Below are 15,808 nucleotides of genomic sequence, written 5' to 3'. Positions count from 1 at the left end.
CCTCGACTAGGGTGTCTTTCGTATCGAACTGCGGTGCCTTAATTGGCAGGAGCCTGATCAAGGAGGAAACGATGTCATCCATTCGTAGTGCCGAACACACCTATCGCCAGTGGTCCAGCCCGATCCTGCTAGAACTCAAGGAGCGAGAGCATCAGCTAGACCCGTCAGATCGTCAGGCGCTGCAAAACATTCTGCTGGAAAGAAGGCTGATCAACAGCGGCTACCCTGACGGCAGTGATCGACGCAAGGCCGAACCGCGCACTGGCGGTTGAGTCGACCACCGTAACCGGCAGACACTCACAAGCCCGGCCCACTACCGGGCTTGTTGATTTTTGCCATTCGTCAGGCGCTCCGCACCTTCCCCTGTATCGATCTTCCAACGCTATACACCCCTTTGTGCGGAAGACTAAAAATGATGAACAGAAAACTGGCTGTTCTCACGCTCGCCTGCCTGTTGTCGAGCGGATCGCTCTACGCATTGGCCGCGGAGACGACCAAGCAAGGATCCGCCCTTCCGCCGACCGCCCTGCCCGGAATCAATCAGGCTCAAGGCGCTGAATCCAATGAGGACAAGGCCGACAAGAAAGGCGAGGAAGCGTCGGGCTCAAACTCCGGGGCTGACTCGAAAACTCTAGAGAAAGAAGCAGCTTCTTCGAGCAACCCGAAGGACGTCGAGAAAAAACAGGGTGGTGTCGATTCCGGCGGCTGAGAACCAGGCTGCTACACCCAGCCCGCGCTTCCTGTCGCGGGCTTTTCTTTGCAACCGACCCAATCGGCAATCGTCCCCGCGCATACTGGGCTAGTCTTTCAACTCTAAAATGGAATCGAACGATCACTCCTCTTTCCCTGGTCTTTTGTGGGTACGTAAAAAGTGAAAGGCAGATTGATTGGCGCAACTGTGGTCGTGGCCGCAGTGGGCGTCCTGGCCTATGGGCTAAGCACCTGGGAAGCCAGCAAAAACCAGCGACAGGATGAACTGTGCAAGGTCGCGCAGGAACATCTGAAGACGATTGAAATCCAGGCTCGGGCCATGGCGGTCGGGCTGTCTGTCGAAGGCTACGCCGAAGCGGAAAAAGCCGAAGTGGGCAAACTCATCCACGCCCTGGATAACGCCAAGAACACAGAAGAAGCGGAAGCCGTCATAACGGAGCATTCGGCCACCGTCGAAGCGCAGGTGGCCGCAACAGACGCAGAAGTGAAATCGCGCGGCGATCAGCCATTCCTCGGACAACAGCTCAAAGAGCAGCGGATAACCACCGACGTCAAACAGGAAATCCAGCGTGCGGAAAAGGCAGTCACTACCGCGTGTGAATGACGTTTTGACAATTTCGATTGCGGAGCAGAGGTAGGTTTTTTGCGGTGCAAAAAATAAGGGCTTGCATGAGGTATCTCACGCAAGCCCTTGATATTCATGGTGCCCGAAGCCGGAATCGAACCGGCACGCCCTTACGAGCGGGGGATTTTAAGTCCCATGCGTCTACCAGTTTCGCCATTCGGGCGGTAGCGCGGTGAATCAGAGGGGGGAAATATATACACCCAGCTCCGGTGAAGCAAGGTTGCATGTGCGATTTTCGAGACTAAATCTTACTGAGGTCAAAATAAAAAAGCTCCGTAAATCATGGATCTACGAATGACTGCCGTTTATGGGTGGTTTTTCATGAAGGTGTCGCCAATATCGGGCAAGTGCTGCTCCCAGGCACTTTCCCGCGGGCAATAAAAAACCCCGTAGACGTCAATCTACGGGGTTGTTTATTAGTGGAGGCCGAGGTCGGAATCGAACCGGCGTAGGCGGATTTGCAATCCGCTGCATAACCATTTTGCTACTCGGCCTCAAAACATTTGGTGTCAGTAGCGCGACATCAAATGCGTACAAATTGGAGCGGGAAACGAGACTCGAACTCGCGACCCCGACCTTGGCAAGGTCGTGCTCTACCAACTGAGCTATTCCCGCGTCTTGGTGTGGCGCATTCTATAGAATCCAGAAGCCCCGTCAACCCCTTGATTCAAAAAAGTTTTATTTCTTTTCAACGTCGGTCTTCAGATGCGGCCAGGCAGCTCGCAAGTATTGGACCATCGACCACAATGTCAGGCCGGCAGACACCATCAGCAAGGCATAACCGAGCAAGACCCAGAAGCTGAAGTCGGACGGATTGGCCAGCAGGATCACCAGCGCCAACATCTGTGCGGCGGTTTTCCATTTGCCCAGGTTCGATACGGCGACGTGAGCACGAGCACCGAGTTCGGCCATCCACTCACGCAGTGCCGAGACGACGATCTCGCGGCCGATGATCACGGCGGCCGGCAGCGTGAGCCACAGATTGCCGTGTTCTTGCACAAGCAATACCAGCGCAACGGCAACCATCAGCTTGTCGGCAACGGGATCGAGGAAAGCCCCGAACGGCGTGCTTTGCTCCAGACGGCGGGCCAGGTACCCGTCCAGCCAGTCTGTGGCGGCAGCAAATGCGAAGACCGAGGCGGAGGCCACGAAACTCCATTGGTAAGGCAGGTAGAACAGCAAAATGAAAATCGGTATGAGCAGGACGCGTAGAACGGTAATCAGATTAGGGATATTCATCGGCACAACTGGCTACGAGGTGAGGGGGCATTCTACTCGCTGTGCAGATTTGCATAAATCAACTCTGCGAGCTTTTTACTGATCCCGGGGGCTTTGGCAATTTCGTCGATGCTGGCACGAGACAGCTCCTGCAATCCACCAAAATGTTTCAACAAATCACGGCGACGAGTCGGTCCGACACCGGCGACGCCTTCGAGTGTAGACGTCCGGCGGGTTTTGCCACGACGGGCGCGGTGCCCGGTAATGGCAAAGCGGTGAGCCTCGTCACGAATCTGCTGGATCAAATGCAGCGCGGGGGAATCACCACGCAACGTGAATTCATGGGCGGCATCATTGAGGTACAAGGTTTCGAAACCGGCCTTGCGCGTCGCGCCCTTGGCCACACCGAGGAGAATAAGGTCGGGCACCGCCAGCTCATTGAGCACGTCACGGGCCATGGATAACTGCCCCTTGCCGCCATCCACCAGCAGAATGTCCGGCAGCTTGCCCTCCCCGTCCTTCAGTTTGCTGAAGCGTCGGGTCAGTGCCTGGTGCATTGCGGCGTAGTCATCCCCAGCCGTAACGCCTTCGATGTTATAGCGACGGTAGTCAGACTTGATCGGGCCTTCAGGACCGAACACCACACAGGACGCCACGGTCGCTTCGCCGCTGGAGTGACTGATGTCGTAGCACTCGAGACGCTGCGGAGGTTCGTCCAGCTTCAGCACTTCCGCCAGCGCATCGAAGCGCGCCGTGATGTGCTGACGATTCGCCAGGCGCGCGCTCAAGGCCTGTTCCGCGTTGGTCACCGCCAGTTGCTGCCAGCGTGCTCGCGTACCGCGCACCCGATGACTGATGGTCAGTTCGCGACCACGCAGCTCATCGATGGCCGCGATCAGGGTCGGAAAATCCTCATGAACCACGTTGACGATCAACTCGCTTGGCAAGTCGCGCTCAGGACTGCTGATGAAGTACTGACCCAGAAACGCCGCCATGACTTCGGAAACGTCTTCTTCAATACCGACTTGCGGGAAAAAATTCTTGCTGCCCAACACTCGTCCGCCGCGCACGCTGATCAGGTGCACACAGGCGCCGCCAGGGTTGACGAACGCAGCGATTACATCGACATCTCCCGTCCCGCCTTCCATGCTCTGCTGGTCCTGAACCCGGCGCAGCAGCGAGATCTGGTCGCGCAACTCGGCGGCACGCTCGAACTCCAGGTTGATCGCCGCCTCTTCCATGCCGGCCGACAACTCGTCTGCCAGCGCATTGCTGCGACCTTCAAGGAACATCACCGAGTGCCGTACATCTTCGGCATACACCTCAGGCTCAACCAGCCCGACACAAGGTGCCTTGCAGCGCTTGATCTGGTATTGCAGGCAAGGACGCGTACGGTTCTTGTAATAGCTGTCTTCACACTGGCGAACGAAAAATGCCTTTTGCAGCAAGCTCAGGCTTTCGCGAATAGCACCGGCGCTGGGATACGGACCGAAGTATTTACCCTTGGCCTTTTTCGCACCGCGATGGATGCTCAGACGCGGGAACGCCCCGTCGGATAGAAAAACATACGGATAGGATTTGTCGTCGCGCAACAGGATGTTGTAAGGCGGACGCCATTCCTTGATCAGCGTCTGCTCAAGCAACAAGGCTTCGGTTTCGTTGGCCGTGATGGTCGTCTCGACCTGGGCGATACGTGCAACGAGCGCGGCAGTTTTCGGTGCGAGACCGGTTTTCCGAAAGTAGCTGGACAGGCGATTCTTGAGGTTCTTGGCCTTGCCGACATAAAGCAGGCGCGCCTCGCTGTCGAACATGCGGTACACACCGGGACGCCCACTGACGGTCGACAGGAAGGCGCTTGGATCAAAGGTCTCAGTCATTTCAGAGGCTGGCATCAACCATGCCGTGACGAACCGCCAACAGCGTCAACTCGACATCACTGCTGATCGAAAGCTTTTCGAATATGCGGTAACGGTAGGTATTCACGGTTTTCGGCGAGAGGCACAACTTGTCGGAAATGATCTGGACCTTCTGGCAACCGACGATCATCAATGCAATCTGGATTTCCCGTTCCGACAAAGCGTCGAACGGCGAATCGTTGGTTGGCTGGAAAGATTTGATCGCCAGTTGCTGGGCGATTTGCGGACTGATGTAGCGCTGCCCGGCGAAGACGAGGCGGATTGCCTGGACCATTTCCGGCAAACCGGCGCCCTTGGTCAGGTAGCCTGCGGCACCCGCTTGCAACAGTCGTGTAGGAAACGGATCTTCCTCGCACACGGTCACCGCGACGACCTTGATGTCCGGATGACTGCGCAACAATTTGCGAGTGGCTTCAAGACCACCAATTCCTGGCATCTTGACGTCCATCAATACCACGTCGGGCTTGAGTTCACGCGCCTTGAGCAGGGATTCTTCCCCCGATTCAGCCTGGCCGACCACTTGCAGGCCATCGATGTCAGCCAGCATTCGTGTAATGCCTGTACGAACGAGATCATGGTCATCGACTACTAGCACCCTAATCAAGCAGACACCTCGCGATATGGTCTTATTGGGTTGCCGACACCTTAGCAAAAAAGCAACTGGCAGACCTAGCGGAAAGCGTCATATAAAAAGTTTCAACTTATCTTGAAAGCCCTGTGCCAAGCGTGTTTCAGCGATGCGTGCCTTCAACGTCGCGTTGCATTCTCAGGAAACACTCGTCCGTACCGACCACCTGTAGTCCTTTTCTTTCATACAACGCCCGCGCCGGGTTGTTTTCAAACACCGTCAAGCGCAATGCCGGGCGATGCTCGCTGCATGCCAAGGCAAATACCTGATCGATTGCCCAAGAACCTGCGCCCTGCCCTCGAGACGCTTCGACGACTTGTAATTCACGAATATAGAGAGCCCTGGCGTCCCGGCTCAGACTGACGTACCCCACCGGACTTTCGCCGCATACGATCAATCGGTTATCGCGTCCCGCCCAGGCGACATCAAAAGCTTCGTCCTGCCACAACAGATCGTGCTGAATGTAATAACGCAGCATGTTCCGGCAGGTCAGTTCGCGGGCGAAACCGAGGTCGTGATCCGTCGCCGGACGCCATTCAAATTCCATCTGGACTCCAGGGCCGTTGATGATGTCGTGTTATTGCGGGATCACGAAGTGTGTCACAACCTCCGAGGCACTCAACTAATAGAAAGTGCCTTCTGTGCCCGATAGCATTTTCTGATTGAATCCACGCACTGGCCTCTAGTAAGCTCGGTGCATCCATCGGAGACAGACCATGTTCAACGCCCTCACACAGCTTTCTTCCGCCAGCGCCCTGCGCTCGGTTGCGGCTGCCCGAGTGAAGGACGTTTGCGCTCCGGCAAGCTTTTATTTTGGGTATTGGTTTAGCCACTGGCGCGCCTGATACCCACACGGCGCCCACTTTAAACGGGTCGCCACCAGAGAATTCTCAACCCCCGGTCGGCCTCCCGACCGGGGGTTTTGTTTTTTCAGCCCCAAATATTTTCTAGCGACACACCAGACATTCAGAGGATCAAGAAAATGAACTACGCCACTTATTACCGTTACGACAGTTTTACCGCCTGGCGATTTACCACCCTCCGCTCGGGACAGCCTGCCGCCTCCGATCGGTCACCCACAGGTGGCAAGCACACACACGCAGCCAATCCGGCAAATTGTCGAACACCCCACTAGGGCCGAGCGCGCGGGAACGAACCCGCCGCCAGCCCAGGAAGCCTGAACATGAACTCGTCCGTCTCTGCTCTGCCACTGTCCACCCTGAGCCCTGCCAATGAAGCGCTGACCCTGCGTCTGCCAAGCTCATTGCAACTCAAACAGCAACTGCCGCTCACCAACGCTCTGACCCAGCAAGTCGCCGCCCACCGCCAAGCGGTCCGCGCGATCCTCAACGGTGAAGACTCCCGAATGCTGGTCATCGTCGGTCCCTGCTCGATTCACGACCCGAAATCCGCGCTCGAATACGCAAGCAATCTGGCCCGTCTGGCCGCTGACGTCAGTGATGAAATGCTCCTGGTGATGCGCGCCTATGTCGAAAAACCCCGCACCACCGTCGGCTGGAAAGGCCTGGCCTACGATCCGCATCTTGATGGCAGCGACGACATGGCCGCTGGCCTGACGCTGTCTCGCGAACTGATGCGCGAAATGTTGCTGATGGGCTTGCCGGTCGCGACCGAACTGCTACAACCCATGGCCGCTGGTTACTTCGACGATCTGCTCAGTTGGGTAGCCATTGGCGCCCGCACCACCGAGTCGCAAATCCACCGTGAGATGGCCAGCGGTCTCAGCATGCCGGTCGGCTTCAAGAACGGCACCGATGGTGGTGTCGCCGTCGCCAGCGACGCCATGCGTTCGGCGACCCATCCCCATCGTCACTTCGGCGTCGACAGCCAGGGACACCCGGCGATCATCCAGACCCCGGGCAATGCAGATACCCACCTGGTGCTGCGCGGCGGTCACAACGGGCCGAACTACGATCGCGCCAGCGTTGCCAAGGTGCACAGCGACTTGACCAAGCTGAAGATCCCGGCCCGGATCATGGTCGACTGCAGCCACGCCAACAGCGGGAAAGATCCGCTGCGTCAGCCAGCGGTGTTCAATGATGTGCTTGAGCAACGCCTGCAAGGCGATCGCTCGCTGATCGGCATGATGATTGAGAGTCATTTGTTCGAAGGTTGTCAGCCACTGACTCCCTCTCTGAAATACGGCGTGTCGGTCACCGATGGTTGCCTGGGCTGGGACGGCACCGAGCAGCTGTTGCGGCAGGCGGCGAACCTACTGCGCGCTCAACGCGACATTCAACAACCGGCATGACCTCGTCAGCCAACCAGTCTTCAGAAAAGACTGGTTGGCGACCGTTACCCTAGGACTGCACCTTCACCAAGGTCACATCTGACAACTGGCTGACATCATCGAGACGCTCGACCGAATAGGAGACACGGATGGTCGAATCCCGATGCTCCCGCCAAAACCGGTAGGGAACGATAAACACTAATGGCTGACCGGCCGTTTCCCTCGATATCTCGCGATCATCCCGGTGATTGAAATAGTCACCATCACATTTCAGGTAGACCAGTTCGCCCTCTTCTGCCCGCGCGTCATTGATCACGACAGTGATGCCATCCATCGCATCTTGCAGGTCCAGCGCGCCCTCGTCGGCCTCCAGTACTTCAGGTGCGGAAAGTGGCTGACGCGTCAGAGGACCGATCAACAGTTGAGTCGTTTCCGAGTAACGAGCGACCTGCCCCTCTTGCAAGACACAGTAACCGAGGGTGACGCTGGAGCCGAGGTTGGGGGCGATGTGCTCCGGATTGATCCAGAACGACAGCTCACCGCCCACCGCAAACGACTCGACTCTCAGCATGTCATTCAAGCTCGCCTGAGCCGAAACACCTGCCCAGCTCAGCAAAACCTGGTCTCCCATGGCCATCCGCGCATAAGGCTTGAGGGTCACCAGCGTCCCCTCCTCGACCCGATCAGGGTCAAGGGTGCCACCCACTGAATCGTTCGCAATCACTGGCAGCAGGTCTTGTCGGGCATCGCCAACACTCAACTGCAAGCGCCGGGATTGCACAGGTTGAGGCCGCTGTGCGCTTTCTAGCGTGTAGTAAATCTCTACCGAGCCGCCATCGAGTGCCGCGATATGCGTAGCAGATACGACAAAGACAATGTCCATGCCTGCCTGTCCATCGCTGACAAAACGCGTCACTTCATGTTTGTAGACCAGTCCTTCGAAATCCAGTCCAGTCCAGAACAACACCAGCTTGTCTCCACAGGCCATGCCGAGATAAGGCCCCACCTTGATGACGGCTTTTCTATCGGAGGGATCGAGCATGGCATTTTCAGCCTGCTCCAACACCGGTATTGGCAAGTTCAAATCGGTTTCATACGTGTTCATTTAGAGGCTCCAGTCCTTGGAATAGATGCCCTGTGCGAGTGGGCATCAAAGCGAAGCCTATTGAACTCCATCAGCGTCAAAGACGATGTCGGGAGAACGCTTCACGCAGCACGGATAAATGACGTCAACGAGGTAGGTCAAAGATCAAAAGCGTCTCCGACTCGCTGAAAAGATGGCGACACATTCCGACTAAGCCCTCAGGCACATCTGACTTTTCGCCACTTTTCTATTCCGTTTTCCTCAGGTTACAGCGGCTTTTTCATACATCGCGCGCATGTCCGAGTGCTTTAGAGTGAGGCCCAAGGCAACTCCCTGACCGCTGAAAAAGGAAAAAAATATGCAAAGGAATGCAAGCACGCTTCATCCAGTGCTGCTGGTTCACGGACTTTTCGGCTTCGACCGGATCGGCTCCTTCGAGCTGTTTCATGACGTCAAACAGGCGCTTAGAAGCGCTGGGGCAAGAGTGTTCGTGCCGCATCTGTCGGCAACCCACAGCAACGAAGCTCGCGGCGAGCAGTTGCTTTGGCAGATCGAGCGGGTTCTGGAAGGCACCGGCGCAAAAAAAGTCAACCTCATAGGTCACAGCCAGGGCGCACTCGCTGCTCGCTATGCGGCCGCGGTTGCGCCAACGTCGGTAGCTTCGGTCACTTCAGTCAGTGGCCCAAATCATGGCTCGGAGCTGGCCGACTTCCTGCGCAAGGCCCTGACGCCCGGACGCCTGCCGGAGCAGATCGCCGAGGCGGTCGCGACCCTGTTTGCAGACTTTCTGTCGTTACTCAGTGGCAACCGTCGCCTGCCGCAAGACGCTGTCGCGGCACTGAACGCATTGACCACAGAGGGTGTGGGCGCATTCAACGACAAGTACCCGCAAGGACTGCCAAAAACCTGGGGCGGCAATGGTTGCGAGCGAGTCAACGGCGTCCGTTATTACTCCTGGAGCGGCATCCTGTCGGCAAACCCACTGGATGAAGGCGTCTATGCCCTTGACCCGCTGCACGGATTTTTACGGGCCTTTTCCCGTTACTTCATCACCGAAGCCGATCAGAACGATGGCATGGTCGGTCGCTGCAGCTCTCATCTGGGAACCGTCATCCGCTCCGACTATCCCCTCGACCATCTGGGCACCCTCCGCCAGACAGGCATTGCGAACGCGAACAGCATCGACCCGATTACCCTGTACGTGGAGCACGCCGAACGCCTGAAAAAAGCCGGTCTTTAACGAAAGGCGGCAGCCCAGGGCGCAGTGCACGGAATTTTGAGAAGAAATAGCGCCCTGAATCCGGTAGGCTCGACATTTTACCGAACATTGAAAGGAGTATTTTCCCATGGCTAAAGCCACTGCCCGCCACATCCTCGTAGCCAGCGAAGCCAAGTGCAACGAACTCAAGGCCCAAATCGAGGCTGGCGCAGACTTCGCCGAAGTCGCCAAGGCCAACTCCACTTGCCCTTCCAGCCGTCAGGGCGGCGACCTGGGTTCGTTCGGTCCGGGCCAGATGGTCAAGGAATTCGACACCGTGGTCTTCAGCGCACCGATCAACGTCGTGCAAGGCCCGGTCAAGACCCAGTTCGGCTATCACCTGCTGGAAGTGACCAGCCGTCAGGACTGATCGACGCCTGACTTTGCTCCACAACGGCCCGCCTTCTGGTGGGCCGTTGTATTTCATATACGTAATTCGGCTGGCGAGGGACGCGCCGCTAGCGTACAAATTGTCGATAACGACACCCGGCTCTAAGGCTGACAATGCGACTGGCTTTCCCTACTGTGTTCTTCACTGCCGTGGCCCTGCTGTTGGGCGCCACCGGTGTGAATGCTGCACCGCAACACGCGCTGACCGTATACGGTGAACCGGCCAAATATCCTGCCGGCTTCAGTCATTTCGCCTACACCAACGCGCAGGCCCCCAAGGGCGGCACGATGCGTCGCTCGGCGATCGAGATCGGCCACTTTGACCATGTGTTGCCATACATCGACAAAGGCATTGGCGTCACGCAGATTGATGGCTTGCTCTACTCGCCTCTGGCCCAGCGTTCACTCGACGAGCCTTACACCGTTTATGGCCTGGTGGCTCAGCAGATGGAACGCTCCGATGACGGACTGTCCCTGCGCTTCTATATCAATCCCAAGGCACGCTTTGCCGATGGCAAGCCCATCACCGCCGAAGACGTGCGCTACACCTTCGATCTGTTGATGACCCAGGGCAGCCTGCGTTATCGCACGCAATTCGCCGACGTCAAAGGCGTCGAAGTCGAGTCACCGCTGATCGTGCGCTTCGACTTCAAGACCAACGAAAACCGTACCTTGCCGCTGGACATCGCTACCCTGCCGGTGTTTCCCGAGCATTGGTGGAAGAGCCGCGATTTCGCCGGTGGCGGCGGTTACGAGCCGCCGCTTGGCAGTGGTCCTTATAAAGTAGGCAAGGTCGACTCCGGGCGCAGCATCACCTTTGAGCGCAACGCCGACTGGTGGGGCAAGGACTTGCCGGTCAGTCGCGGCTTGTACAACTTCGATCATTTCAGCATCGAGTATTTCGGCGATACCGACGTGGCCCGCCAGGTCCTGCGCGGTGGCGCCTACGATTACAATCGCGAGTTTTCCGCGACCGGTTATTCCATCGGTTACGAAAGCCCGGCCCTGAGCGATGGTCGCCTGCAAAAATCCCACCTGGCCACAGAAGCCCCGCAACCAAGCCAGGGCTTTGTGTTCAAACTGCAAAATCCGATGTTCCAGGACCGCCGGGTACGCCAGGCACTGGTCATGCTTTGGGATTTCGAATGGAGCAACCGGCAGATGATGCGCAATATGTACATCCGCCAGCAGAGCTTCTTTTCCAACACCGACCTCGCCGCCCGGAAATTGCCGGATGCCGGCGAGCTGGCGATTCTCGAACCGTTGCGCGGGCAGATCCCCGACGAAGTCTTCACCAAGGTGTTCGAAGCGCCGAAAACCGATGGCAGCGGCTTGATTCGCGACAAGCAGCTCCAAGCCCTGGAGCTGCTCGAACAGGCTGGCTGGAAACCCAAGGGTGATCAACTGGTCAACGCCGACGGTGTGCCGCTGAGCTTCACTTTCCTGGTCAGCCAGAACGGCATGGACCGCTTACTGCTGCCGTACAAGCGCACCCTGAAACAGATCGGCATCGACCTGAACATCCGTCGCATCGATTCGTCCCAGTACGTCAACCGTCTGATGAGCCGCGACTACGACATGATCGTCACCGGTTACCCGGTCACCACCTCTCCGGGCGGCGAGCTGTTCAACTACTTCGGCTCGGCCGCAGCCAACGATCCTGGCTCCAACAACTACATGGTGCTGAAAAACCCGGCAGTGGACACTTTGATCAACGGTCTGGTGCGCGCCAACACCCAACAGGACATGCTGCGCTACGCCCATGCGCTGGACCGGGTGCTGCAATGGAACTACTACTGGATCCCCAACTATTACCCGCCGGGAACATCCACCGTGTGGTGGAACCGCTTCGGCATTCCCGACGTGCAAGCCAGCAATGACGAAGCCATCGAGAGCTGGTGGGAAGTGAGCACCACGCCACTGACCAACCAGGAAATGACCGCCGAGCGCATTCGCCGTGGCAGACCCGGAGGGCCGCATTGATGTGGGCTTACATACTGCGGCGTCTGCTGCTGATCATTCCGACGCTGGTGATCATCCTGCTGGTCAACTTCGTCATCGTGCAGGCCGCGCCGGGCGGGCCGGTGGAACAGGCGATCGCGCACCTGCAAGGCATTGGCGGTGCCAGTGTCGGCGGCAGTTCGAGCGAGGCAATGCCGACCTCCCGCGCCAGCCGTGGCCTCGATCCGCAGCTGATCAAGGACATCGAAAAACAGTACGGTTTCGATAAACCGGCGCACGAGCGCCTGTGGCTGATGCTCACCAGTTACGCCCGACTGGATTTCGGCAAGAGCTTCTTCCGTGGCGCCACGGTCACCGACCTGATCCTGCAGAAAATGCCGGTGACCATTTCCCTCGGTCTCTGGGCGACGCTGATCACCTACCTGGTGTCGATCCCGCTGGGCATCCGCAAGGCGGTACACCACGGCAGTCATTTCGATATCTGGACCAGCACCGCGATCATCATCGGCTACGCCATGCCGGCGTTCCTGTTTGCGATGTTCCTGATCGTCGTCTTCGCCGGTGGCACTTCGCTGAACTGGTTCCCGGTGCGCGGCTTGGTATCGGACAATTTCGAGTCGCTGTCGACCCTGGGCAAAATCACTGACTACTTCTGGCACCTGGTGCTGCCGGTGACGGCGCTGGTGATCGGAGGTTTCGCGACACTGACCATCCTCACCAAAAACTCGTTCCTCAATGAAATCACCCGGCAGTACGTGGTCACCGCTCGCGCCAAGGGTTTGAGCGAGCGTCGCGTGCTGTACGGCCACGTGTTCCGCAATGCGATGTTGCTGGTGGTATCGGGGATTCCGCAGGCGTTCATCAGCGTGTTCTTCGCCGGCTCACTGTTGATCGAAGTGATCTTCTCCCTCGATGGCCTGGGCCGCATGAGCTATGAAGCGGCGGTTTCTCGGGATTATCCGGTGGTGTTCGGCTCGCTGTTCATCTTCACCCTGTTCGGCCTCCTGATAAAACTGGTCGGCGACCTGTGCTACACCCTGGTCGACCCGCGTATCGACTTCGCCGCGAGGAACGCCTGATGTTCAAGCTTTCGCCGTTGGGCCGTCGTCGTTTCGAGCGCTTCAAGAAAAACCGCCGTGGCTGGTGGTCGTTGTGGCTGTTTGTCGGCCTGTTCCTGTTGACCCTCGGCGGCGAGTTGATCGCCAACGACAAGCCGCTGATGGTCAGCTATCAAGGTTCGCTGTACTTCCCTGCGCTCAAACGCTACACCGAGCAGGAGTTCGGCGGACAACTGCCGTTCCAGGCCGATTACCGCAGCGACTACGTGCAGAATCTGATAAAGAAGGACGGCGGCTGGCTGCTGTTCCCGCCGATTCCATTCAGCGATGACACGCCGAACTACGACCTCAATAAACCCGCCCCGAGCCCGCCGACGAATGTGAACTGGCTGGGCACCGACGATCAGGCGCGGGATGTGTTGGCCCGAGTGATTTTCGGCGCGCGGGTGTCGATTCTGTTTGCCTTGATGCTGACCTTCGTCAGTGCGTTGATCGGCATTGCCGCAGGTGCGCTGCAAGGCTATTACGGTGGCTGGGTCGACTTGCTCGGTCAGCGGCTGCTGGAGGTCTGGTCCGGGTTGCCGGTGTTGTACCTGCTGATCATTCTCTCGGGCTTCGTCGAGCCGAATTTCTGGTGGTTGCTGGGGATCATGGCGCTGTTTTCCTGGCTGGCGCTGGTGGACGTGGTGCGTGCCGAGTTCCTGCGCGGACGCAATCTGGAATACGTGAAAGCCGCCCGCGCATTGGGCCTGACCGATCGCAAAGTCATCGTGCGGCACATTCTGCCCAACGCCATGAACGCGACCTTGAGTTACCTGCCGTTCATTCTGACCGGGGCCATTTCGACGCTCACCGCGCTGGATTTTTTGGGTTTCGGCATGCCCGCCGGCAGTGCTTCCCTGGGCGAGTTGATCGGTCAGGGTAAGCAGAACCTGCAAGCGCCGTGGCTGGGCCTGACGGCGTTTTTCACCCTGGCGTTGATTCTTTCTTTACTGGTGTTCATCGGCGAAGCGTTGCGCGATGCCTTTGACCCCCGCTCTTGATCCAAGAGCCTGACGCGGACTGTTGATATGAGTGACAACCTGATCGAAATCCGTGACCTCAGCGTGGCCTTCAGTGGCCAGACCGTGGTGCGCAATCTGTGCCTGGATATCCGCCGCGGCGAATGCCTGGCACTGGTGGGCGAATCGGGCTCGGGCAAATCGGTGACCGCCCATTCGATCCTGCAATTGCTGCCCGAATGTGGCACTGAAACCACCGGCAGCATCCGCTATCGCGGCAAGGAACTGGTCGGCGCCGATACCCGCAAGTTGCGTGAATTGCGCGGTAACCGCATCGCGATGATTTTCCAGGAGCCGATGACCTCCCTCAATCCGCTCCACAGCATCGAAAAGCAGATCGGCGAAACCTTGCTGGTGCACAGAGGCATGGCCGGCAAAGCGGCGCAGGCACGGATTCTTGAGTTGCTGCACCTGGTGGGCATCCAGAAACCCAAGGAACGCCTCAAGGCCTACCCGCATCAATTGTCCGGTGGCCAGCGTCAGCGGGTGATGATCGCGATGGCCCTGGCCTGCGAGCCGGAACTGTTGATCGCCGACGAACCCACCACCGCACTCGACGTCACCGTACAGCGCAAGATTCTGTTGCTGCTCAAGTCGCTGCAACGGCGTCTCGGCATGTCGCTGCTGCTGATCAGCCATGACCTCAATCTGGTGCGCAGCATCGCCCAACGCGTCTGCGTGATGAAGGCCGGCGAAATTGTCGAGCAGGCCACCTGCGAAACCCTGTTTACCGAGCCGAAACACCCGTACAGCTGCGTACTGCTCAACGCCGAACCGGAAGGCGAAGCGCTGCCTCGAGACGAGCGCGAAAACGTGCTGGAAGTGGACAATCTGCGCGTGCAGTTTGCCGTGGGCGGCGGACTGTTCCAGCGCAAGACGTATCTGAAAGCCGTGGACGGCATCAGTTTGAGCATCCAGCGTGGCAAGACACTGGGCATTGTCGGCGAGTCCGGTTCCGGCAAATCCACCCTCGGCCAAGCGATCCTGCGCCTGCTCGACTCCGAGGGAGGCATTCGCTTTCAGGGCGAATCACTGGACGGTTTGACGCAGAAACAATTGCGGCCGTGGCGCAAGAAAATGCAGGTGGTGTTCCAGGACCCCTTCGGCAGCCTCAGCCCACGGATGTCGGTTGAACAGATCATCTGCGAAGGCCTGGAGGTGCACAGCGAGTTGAGCACCGAGGAATGCAACGCCGAAGTGATTCGTGCATTGAAAGAAGTCGGTCTGGACCCGCAAAGTCGCCATCGCTATCCCCACGAATTCTCCGGTGGCCAACGCCAGCGCATCGCGATCGCCCGCGCTCTGGTGTTGAAACCGGCGCTGATCCTGCTGGACGAACCGACCTCGGCGCTGGACCGCACCGTGCAAAAACAGGTGGTCGCCCTGCTCCGCCAGCTTCAGGAGAAACACGGTTTGACCTATCTGTTCATCAGCCATGACCTGGCGGTGGTGCGCGCCCTGGCCCACGACATGATCGTGGTCAAGGACGGCAAAGTGGTGGAAAGCGGCGCCAGTCACGACGTGTTCGATTCGCCGCAGCATCCGTATACCAAGGAGCTGTTGGCGGCGGCGCATGTGGGGCAGGTATAACCTTCCCGAAAAGATCGCAGCCTTCGGCAGCTCCTACACCGACCGCATTCCCTGTA

15 protein-coding genes and 3 tRNA genes are annotated in these 15,808 nt (G+C 58.2%); 10 read left to right on the top strand and 8 right to left on the bottom strand.

Features of this window, described 5'->3' with window-relative positions; all coding sequences use genetic code 11:
• Window positions 1-71 precede the first annotated feature (71 nt).
• The 3 genes from ACW9JC_RS15420 (at window position 72) to ACW9JC_RS15410 (ending at window position 1,315) form a co-directional block, all read left to right on the top strand.
• On the top strand, window positions 72-272 hold the full coding sequence (locus ACW9JC_RS15420) for a hypothetical protein (protein ID WP_457455831.1): 201 nt from the start codon (window positions 72-74) through the stop codon (window positions 270-272).
• Between the two features lie 143 nt (window positions 273-415).
• The gene (locus tag ACW9JC_RS15415; RefSeq protein ID WP_457455829.1) at window positions 416-709 is read left to right on the top strand and encodes a hypothetical protein; all 294 of its coding nucleotides are present in this window, start codon (window positions 416-418) and stop codon (window positions 707-709) included.
• Window positions 710-913: 204 nt separating this feature from the next.
• Window positions 914-1,315, top strand: a complete 402-nt coding sequence (locus ACW9JC_RS15410) for a hypothetical protein (protein ID WP_457455827.1) — start codon at window positions 914-916, stop codon at window positions 1,313-1,315.
• A gap of 97 nt (window positions 1,316-1,412) precedes the next feature.
• Here ACW9JC_RS15410 and ACW9JC_RS15405 read toward each other — a convergent pair.
• From ACW9JC_RS15405 to ACW9JC_RS15375, 7 genes are all read right to left on the bottom strand, one after another.
• Window positions 1,413-1,499 (bottom strand) — tRNA-Leu (locus tag ACW9JC_RS15405).
• 257 nt (window positions 1,500-1,756) lie between these two features.
• Window positions 1,757-1,830: transfer RNA gene (locus ACW9JC_RS15400), tRNA-Cys, on the bottom strand.
• A gap of 45 nt (window positions 1,831-1,875) precedes the next feature.
• A tRNA-Gly gene (locus tag ACW9JC_RS15395) sits at window positions 1,876-1,951 on the bottom strand.
• 63 nt (window positions 1,952-2,014) lie between these two features.
• Window positions 2,015-2,575 carry a CDP-diacylglycerol--glycerol-3-phosphate 3-phosphatidyltransferase gene (gene pgsA / locus ACW9JC_RS15390; RefSeq protein ID WP_338580547.1) on the bottom strand — a complete coding sequence of 187 codons (561 nt, stop codon included), beginning with the start codon at window positions 2,573-2,575 and terminating at the stop codon, window positions 2,015-2,017.
• 32 nt (window positions 2,576-2,607) lie between these two features.
• Complete coding sequence (uvrC, locus tag ACW9JC_RS15385) at window positions 2,608-4,431, bottom strand: excinuclease ABC subunit UvrC (RefSeq protein WP_457455825.1); 1,824 nt, start codon at window positions 4,429-4,431, stop codon at window positions 2,608-2,610.
• Between the two features lies 1 nt (window position 4,432).
• Window positions 4,433-5,074 (bottom strand): response regulator transcription factor GacA, encoded by a 642-nt coding sequence (gene gacA / locus ACW9JC_RS15380; protein ID WP_008015884.1) that lies wholly within the window; start codon window positions 5,072-5,074, stop codon window positions 4,433-4,435.
• 127 nt (window positions 5,075-5,201) lie between these two features.
• Window positions 5,202-5,645: a GNAT family N-acetyltransferase gene (locus ACW9JC_RS15375; RefSeq protein ID WP_457455823.1), complete on the bottom strand. Its 444-nt coding sequence runs from the start codon at window positions 5,643-5,645 to the stop codon at window positions 5,202-5,204.
• Window positions 5,646-6,281: 636 nt separating this feature from the next.
• Here ACW9JC_RS15375 and ACW9JC_RS15370 point away from each other — a divergent pair.
• The gene (locus tag ACW9JC_RS15370; protein WP_457455821.1) at window positions 6,282-7,370 is read left to right on the top strand and encodes a 3-deoxy-7-phosphoheptulonate synthase; all 1,089 of its coding nucleotides are present in this window, start codon (window positions 6,282-6,284) and stop codon (window positions 7,368-7,370) included.
• A gap of 49 nt (window positions 7,371-7,419) precedes the next feature.
• On the opposite strand, the gene ACW9JC_RS15365 is transcribed toward ACW9JC_RS15370, so the two are convergent.
• Entirely contained in the window at window positions 7,420-8,454 is a 1,035-nt protein-coding gene (locus tag ACW9JC_RS15365; RefSeq protein WP_457455819.1) for a hypothetical protein, read from the bottom strand.
• 337 nt (window positions 8,455-8,791) lie between these two features.
• On the opposite strand from ACW9JC_RS15365, the gene ACW9JC_RS15360 reads away from it, so the two are divergent.
• The 6 genes from ACW9JC_RS15360 to ACW9JC_RS15335 all read left to right on the top strand — a co-directional run bounded on the left by ACW9JC_RS15360 (window position 8,792) and on the right by ACW9JC_RS15335 (window position 15,752).
• On the top strand, window positions 8,792-9,673 hold the full coding sequence (locus ACW9JC_RS15360) for an esterase/lipase family protein (protein ID WP_457455817.1): 882 nt from the start codon (window positions 8,792-8,794) through the stop codon (window positions 9,671-9,673).
• A gap of 106 nt (window positions 9,674-9,779) precedes the next feature.
• A complete protein-coding gene (locus ACW9JC_RS15355; protein WP_007984657.1) occupies window positions 9,780-10,061 on the top strand; it encodes a peptidylprolyl isomerase in 282 nt (93 codons plus the stop codon).
• A gap of 134 nt (window positions 10,062-10,195) precedes the next feature.
• Window positions 10,196-12,064 carry an extracellular solute-binding protein gene (locus tag ACW9JC_RS15350; RefSeq protein ID WP_457455815.1) on the top strand — a complete coding sequence of 623 codons (1,869 nt, stop codon included), beginning with the start codon at window positions 10,196-10,198 and terminating at the stop codon, window positions 12,062-12,064.
• Window positions 12,064-13,122 carry a microcin C ABC transporter permease YejB gene (locus ACW9JC_RS15345; protein ID WP_457455813.1) on the top strand — a complete coding sequence of 353 codons (1,059 nt, stop codon included), beginning with the start codon at window positions 12,064-12,066 and terminating at the stop codon, window positions 13,120-13,122. The genes ACW9JC_RS15350 and ACW9JC_RS15345 overlap by 1 nt, the downstream gene beginning before the upstream one ends.
• A complete protein-coding gene (locus ACW9JC_RS15340; protein WP_338580535.1) occupies window positions 13,122-14,144 on the top strand; it encodes an ABC transporter permease in 1,023 nt (340 codons plus the stop codon). The genes ACW9JC_RS15345 and ACW9JC_RS15340 overlap by 1 nt, the downstream gene beginning before the upstream one ends.
• Before the next feature lie 27 nt (window positions 14,145-14,171).
• Window positions 14,172-15,752: an ABC transporter ATP-binding protein gene (locus ACW9JC_RS15335; protein WP_457455811.1), complete on the top strand. Its 1,581-nt coding sequence runs from the start codon at window positions 14,172-14,174 to the stop codon at window positions 15,750-15,752.
• Window positions 15,753-15,808 lie beyond the last annotated feature (56 nt).

This window comes from Pseudomonas sp. SDO5591_S426, from assembly GCF_054070755.1.
The sequence above is the reverse complement of the archived record's forward strand: the minus strand, read 5'-3'. Positions and strand labels throughout refer to the sequence as shown.

Bases quoted from the DNA above. Each gene is read 5' to 3' on its own strand.
- ACW9JC_RS15415 (WP_457455829.1), top strand. From the start codon at position 416: ATGAACAGAAAACTGGCTGTTCTCACGCTCGCCTGCCTGTTGTCGAGC.
- ACW9JC_RS15370 (WP_457455821.1), top strand. From the start codon at position 6,282: ATGAACTCGTCCGTCTCTGCTCTGCCACTGTCCACCCTGAGCCCTGCC.
- ACW9JC_RS15360 (WP_457455817.1), top strand. From the start codon at position 8,792: ATGCAAAGGAATGCAAGCACGCTTCATCCAGTGCTGCTGGTTCACGGA.
- ACW9JC_RS15355 (WP_007984657.1), top strand. From the start codon at position 9,780: ATGGCTAAAGCCACTGCCCGCCACATCCTCGTAGCCAGCGAAGCCAAG.
- ACW9JC_RS15335 (WP_457455811.1), top strand. From the start codon at position 14,172: ATGAGTGACAACCTGATCGAAATCCGTGACCTCAGCGTGGCCTTCAGT.
- ACW9JC_RS15345 (WP_457455813.1), top strand. From the start codon at position 12,064: ATGTGGGCTTACATACTGCGGCGTCTGCTGCTGATCATTCCGACGCTG.
- ACW9JC_RS15375 (WP_457455823.1), bottom strand. From the start codon at position 5,645: ATGGAATTTGAATGGCGTCCGGCGACGGATCACGACCTCGGTTTCGCC.
- uvrC (WP_457455825.1), bottom strand. From the start codon at position 4,431: ATGACTGAGACCTTTGATCCAAGCGCCTTCCTGTCGACCGTCAGTGGG.
- pgsA (WP_338580547.1), bottom strand. From the start codon at position 2,575: ATGAATATCCCTAATCTGATTACCGTTCTACGCGTCCTGCTCATACCG.
- ACW9JC_RS15420 (WP_457455831.1), top strand. From the start codon at position 72: ATGTCATCCATTCGTAGTGCCGAACACACCTATCGCCAGTGGTCCAGC.
- ACW9JC_RS15340 (WP_338580535.1), top strand. From the start codon at position 13,122: ATGTTCAAGCTTTCGCCGTTGGGCCGTCGTCGTTTCGAGCGCTTCAAG.
- ACW9JC_RS15365 (WP_457455819.1), bottom strand. From the start codon at position 8,454: ATGAACACGTATGAAACCGATTTGAACTTGCCAATACCGGTGTTGGAG.
- ACW9JC_RS15350 (WP_457455815.1), top strand. From the start codon at position 10,196: ATGCGACTGGCTTTCCCTACTGTGTTCTTCACTGCCGTGGCCCTGCTG.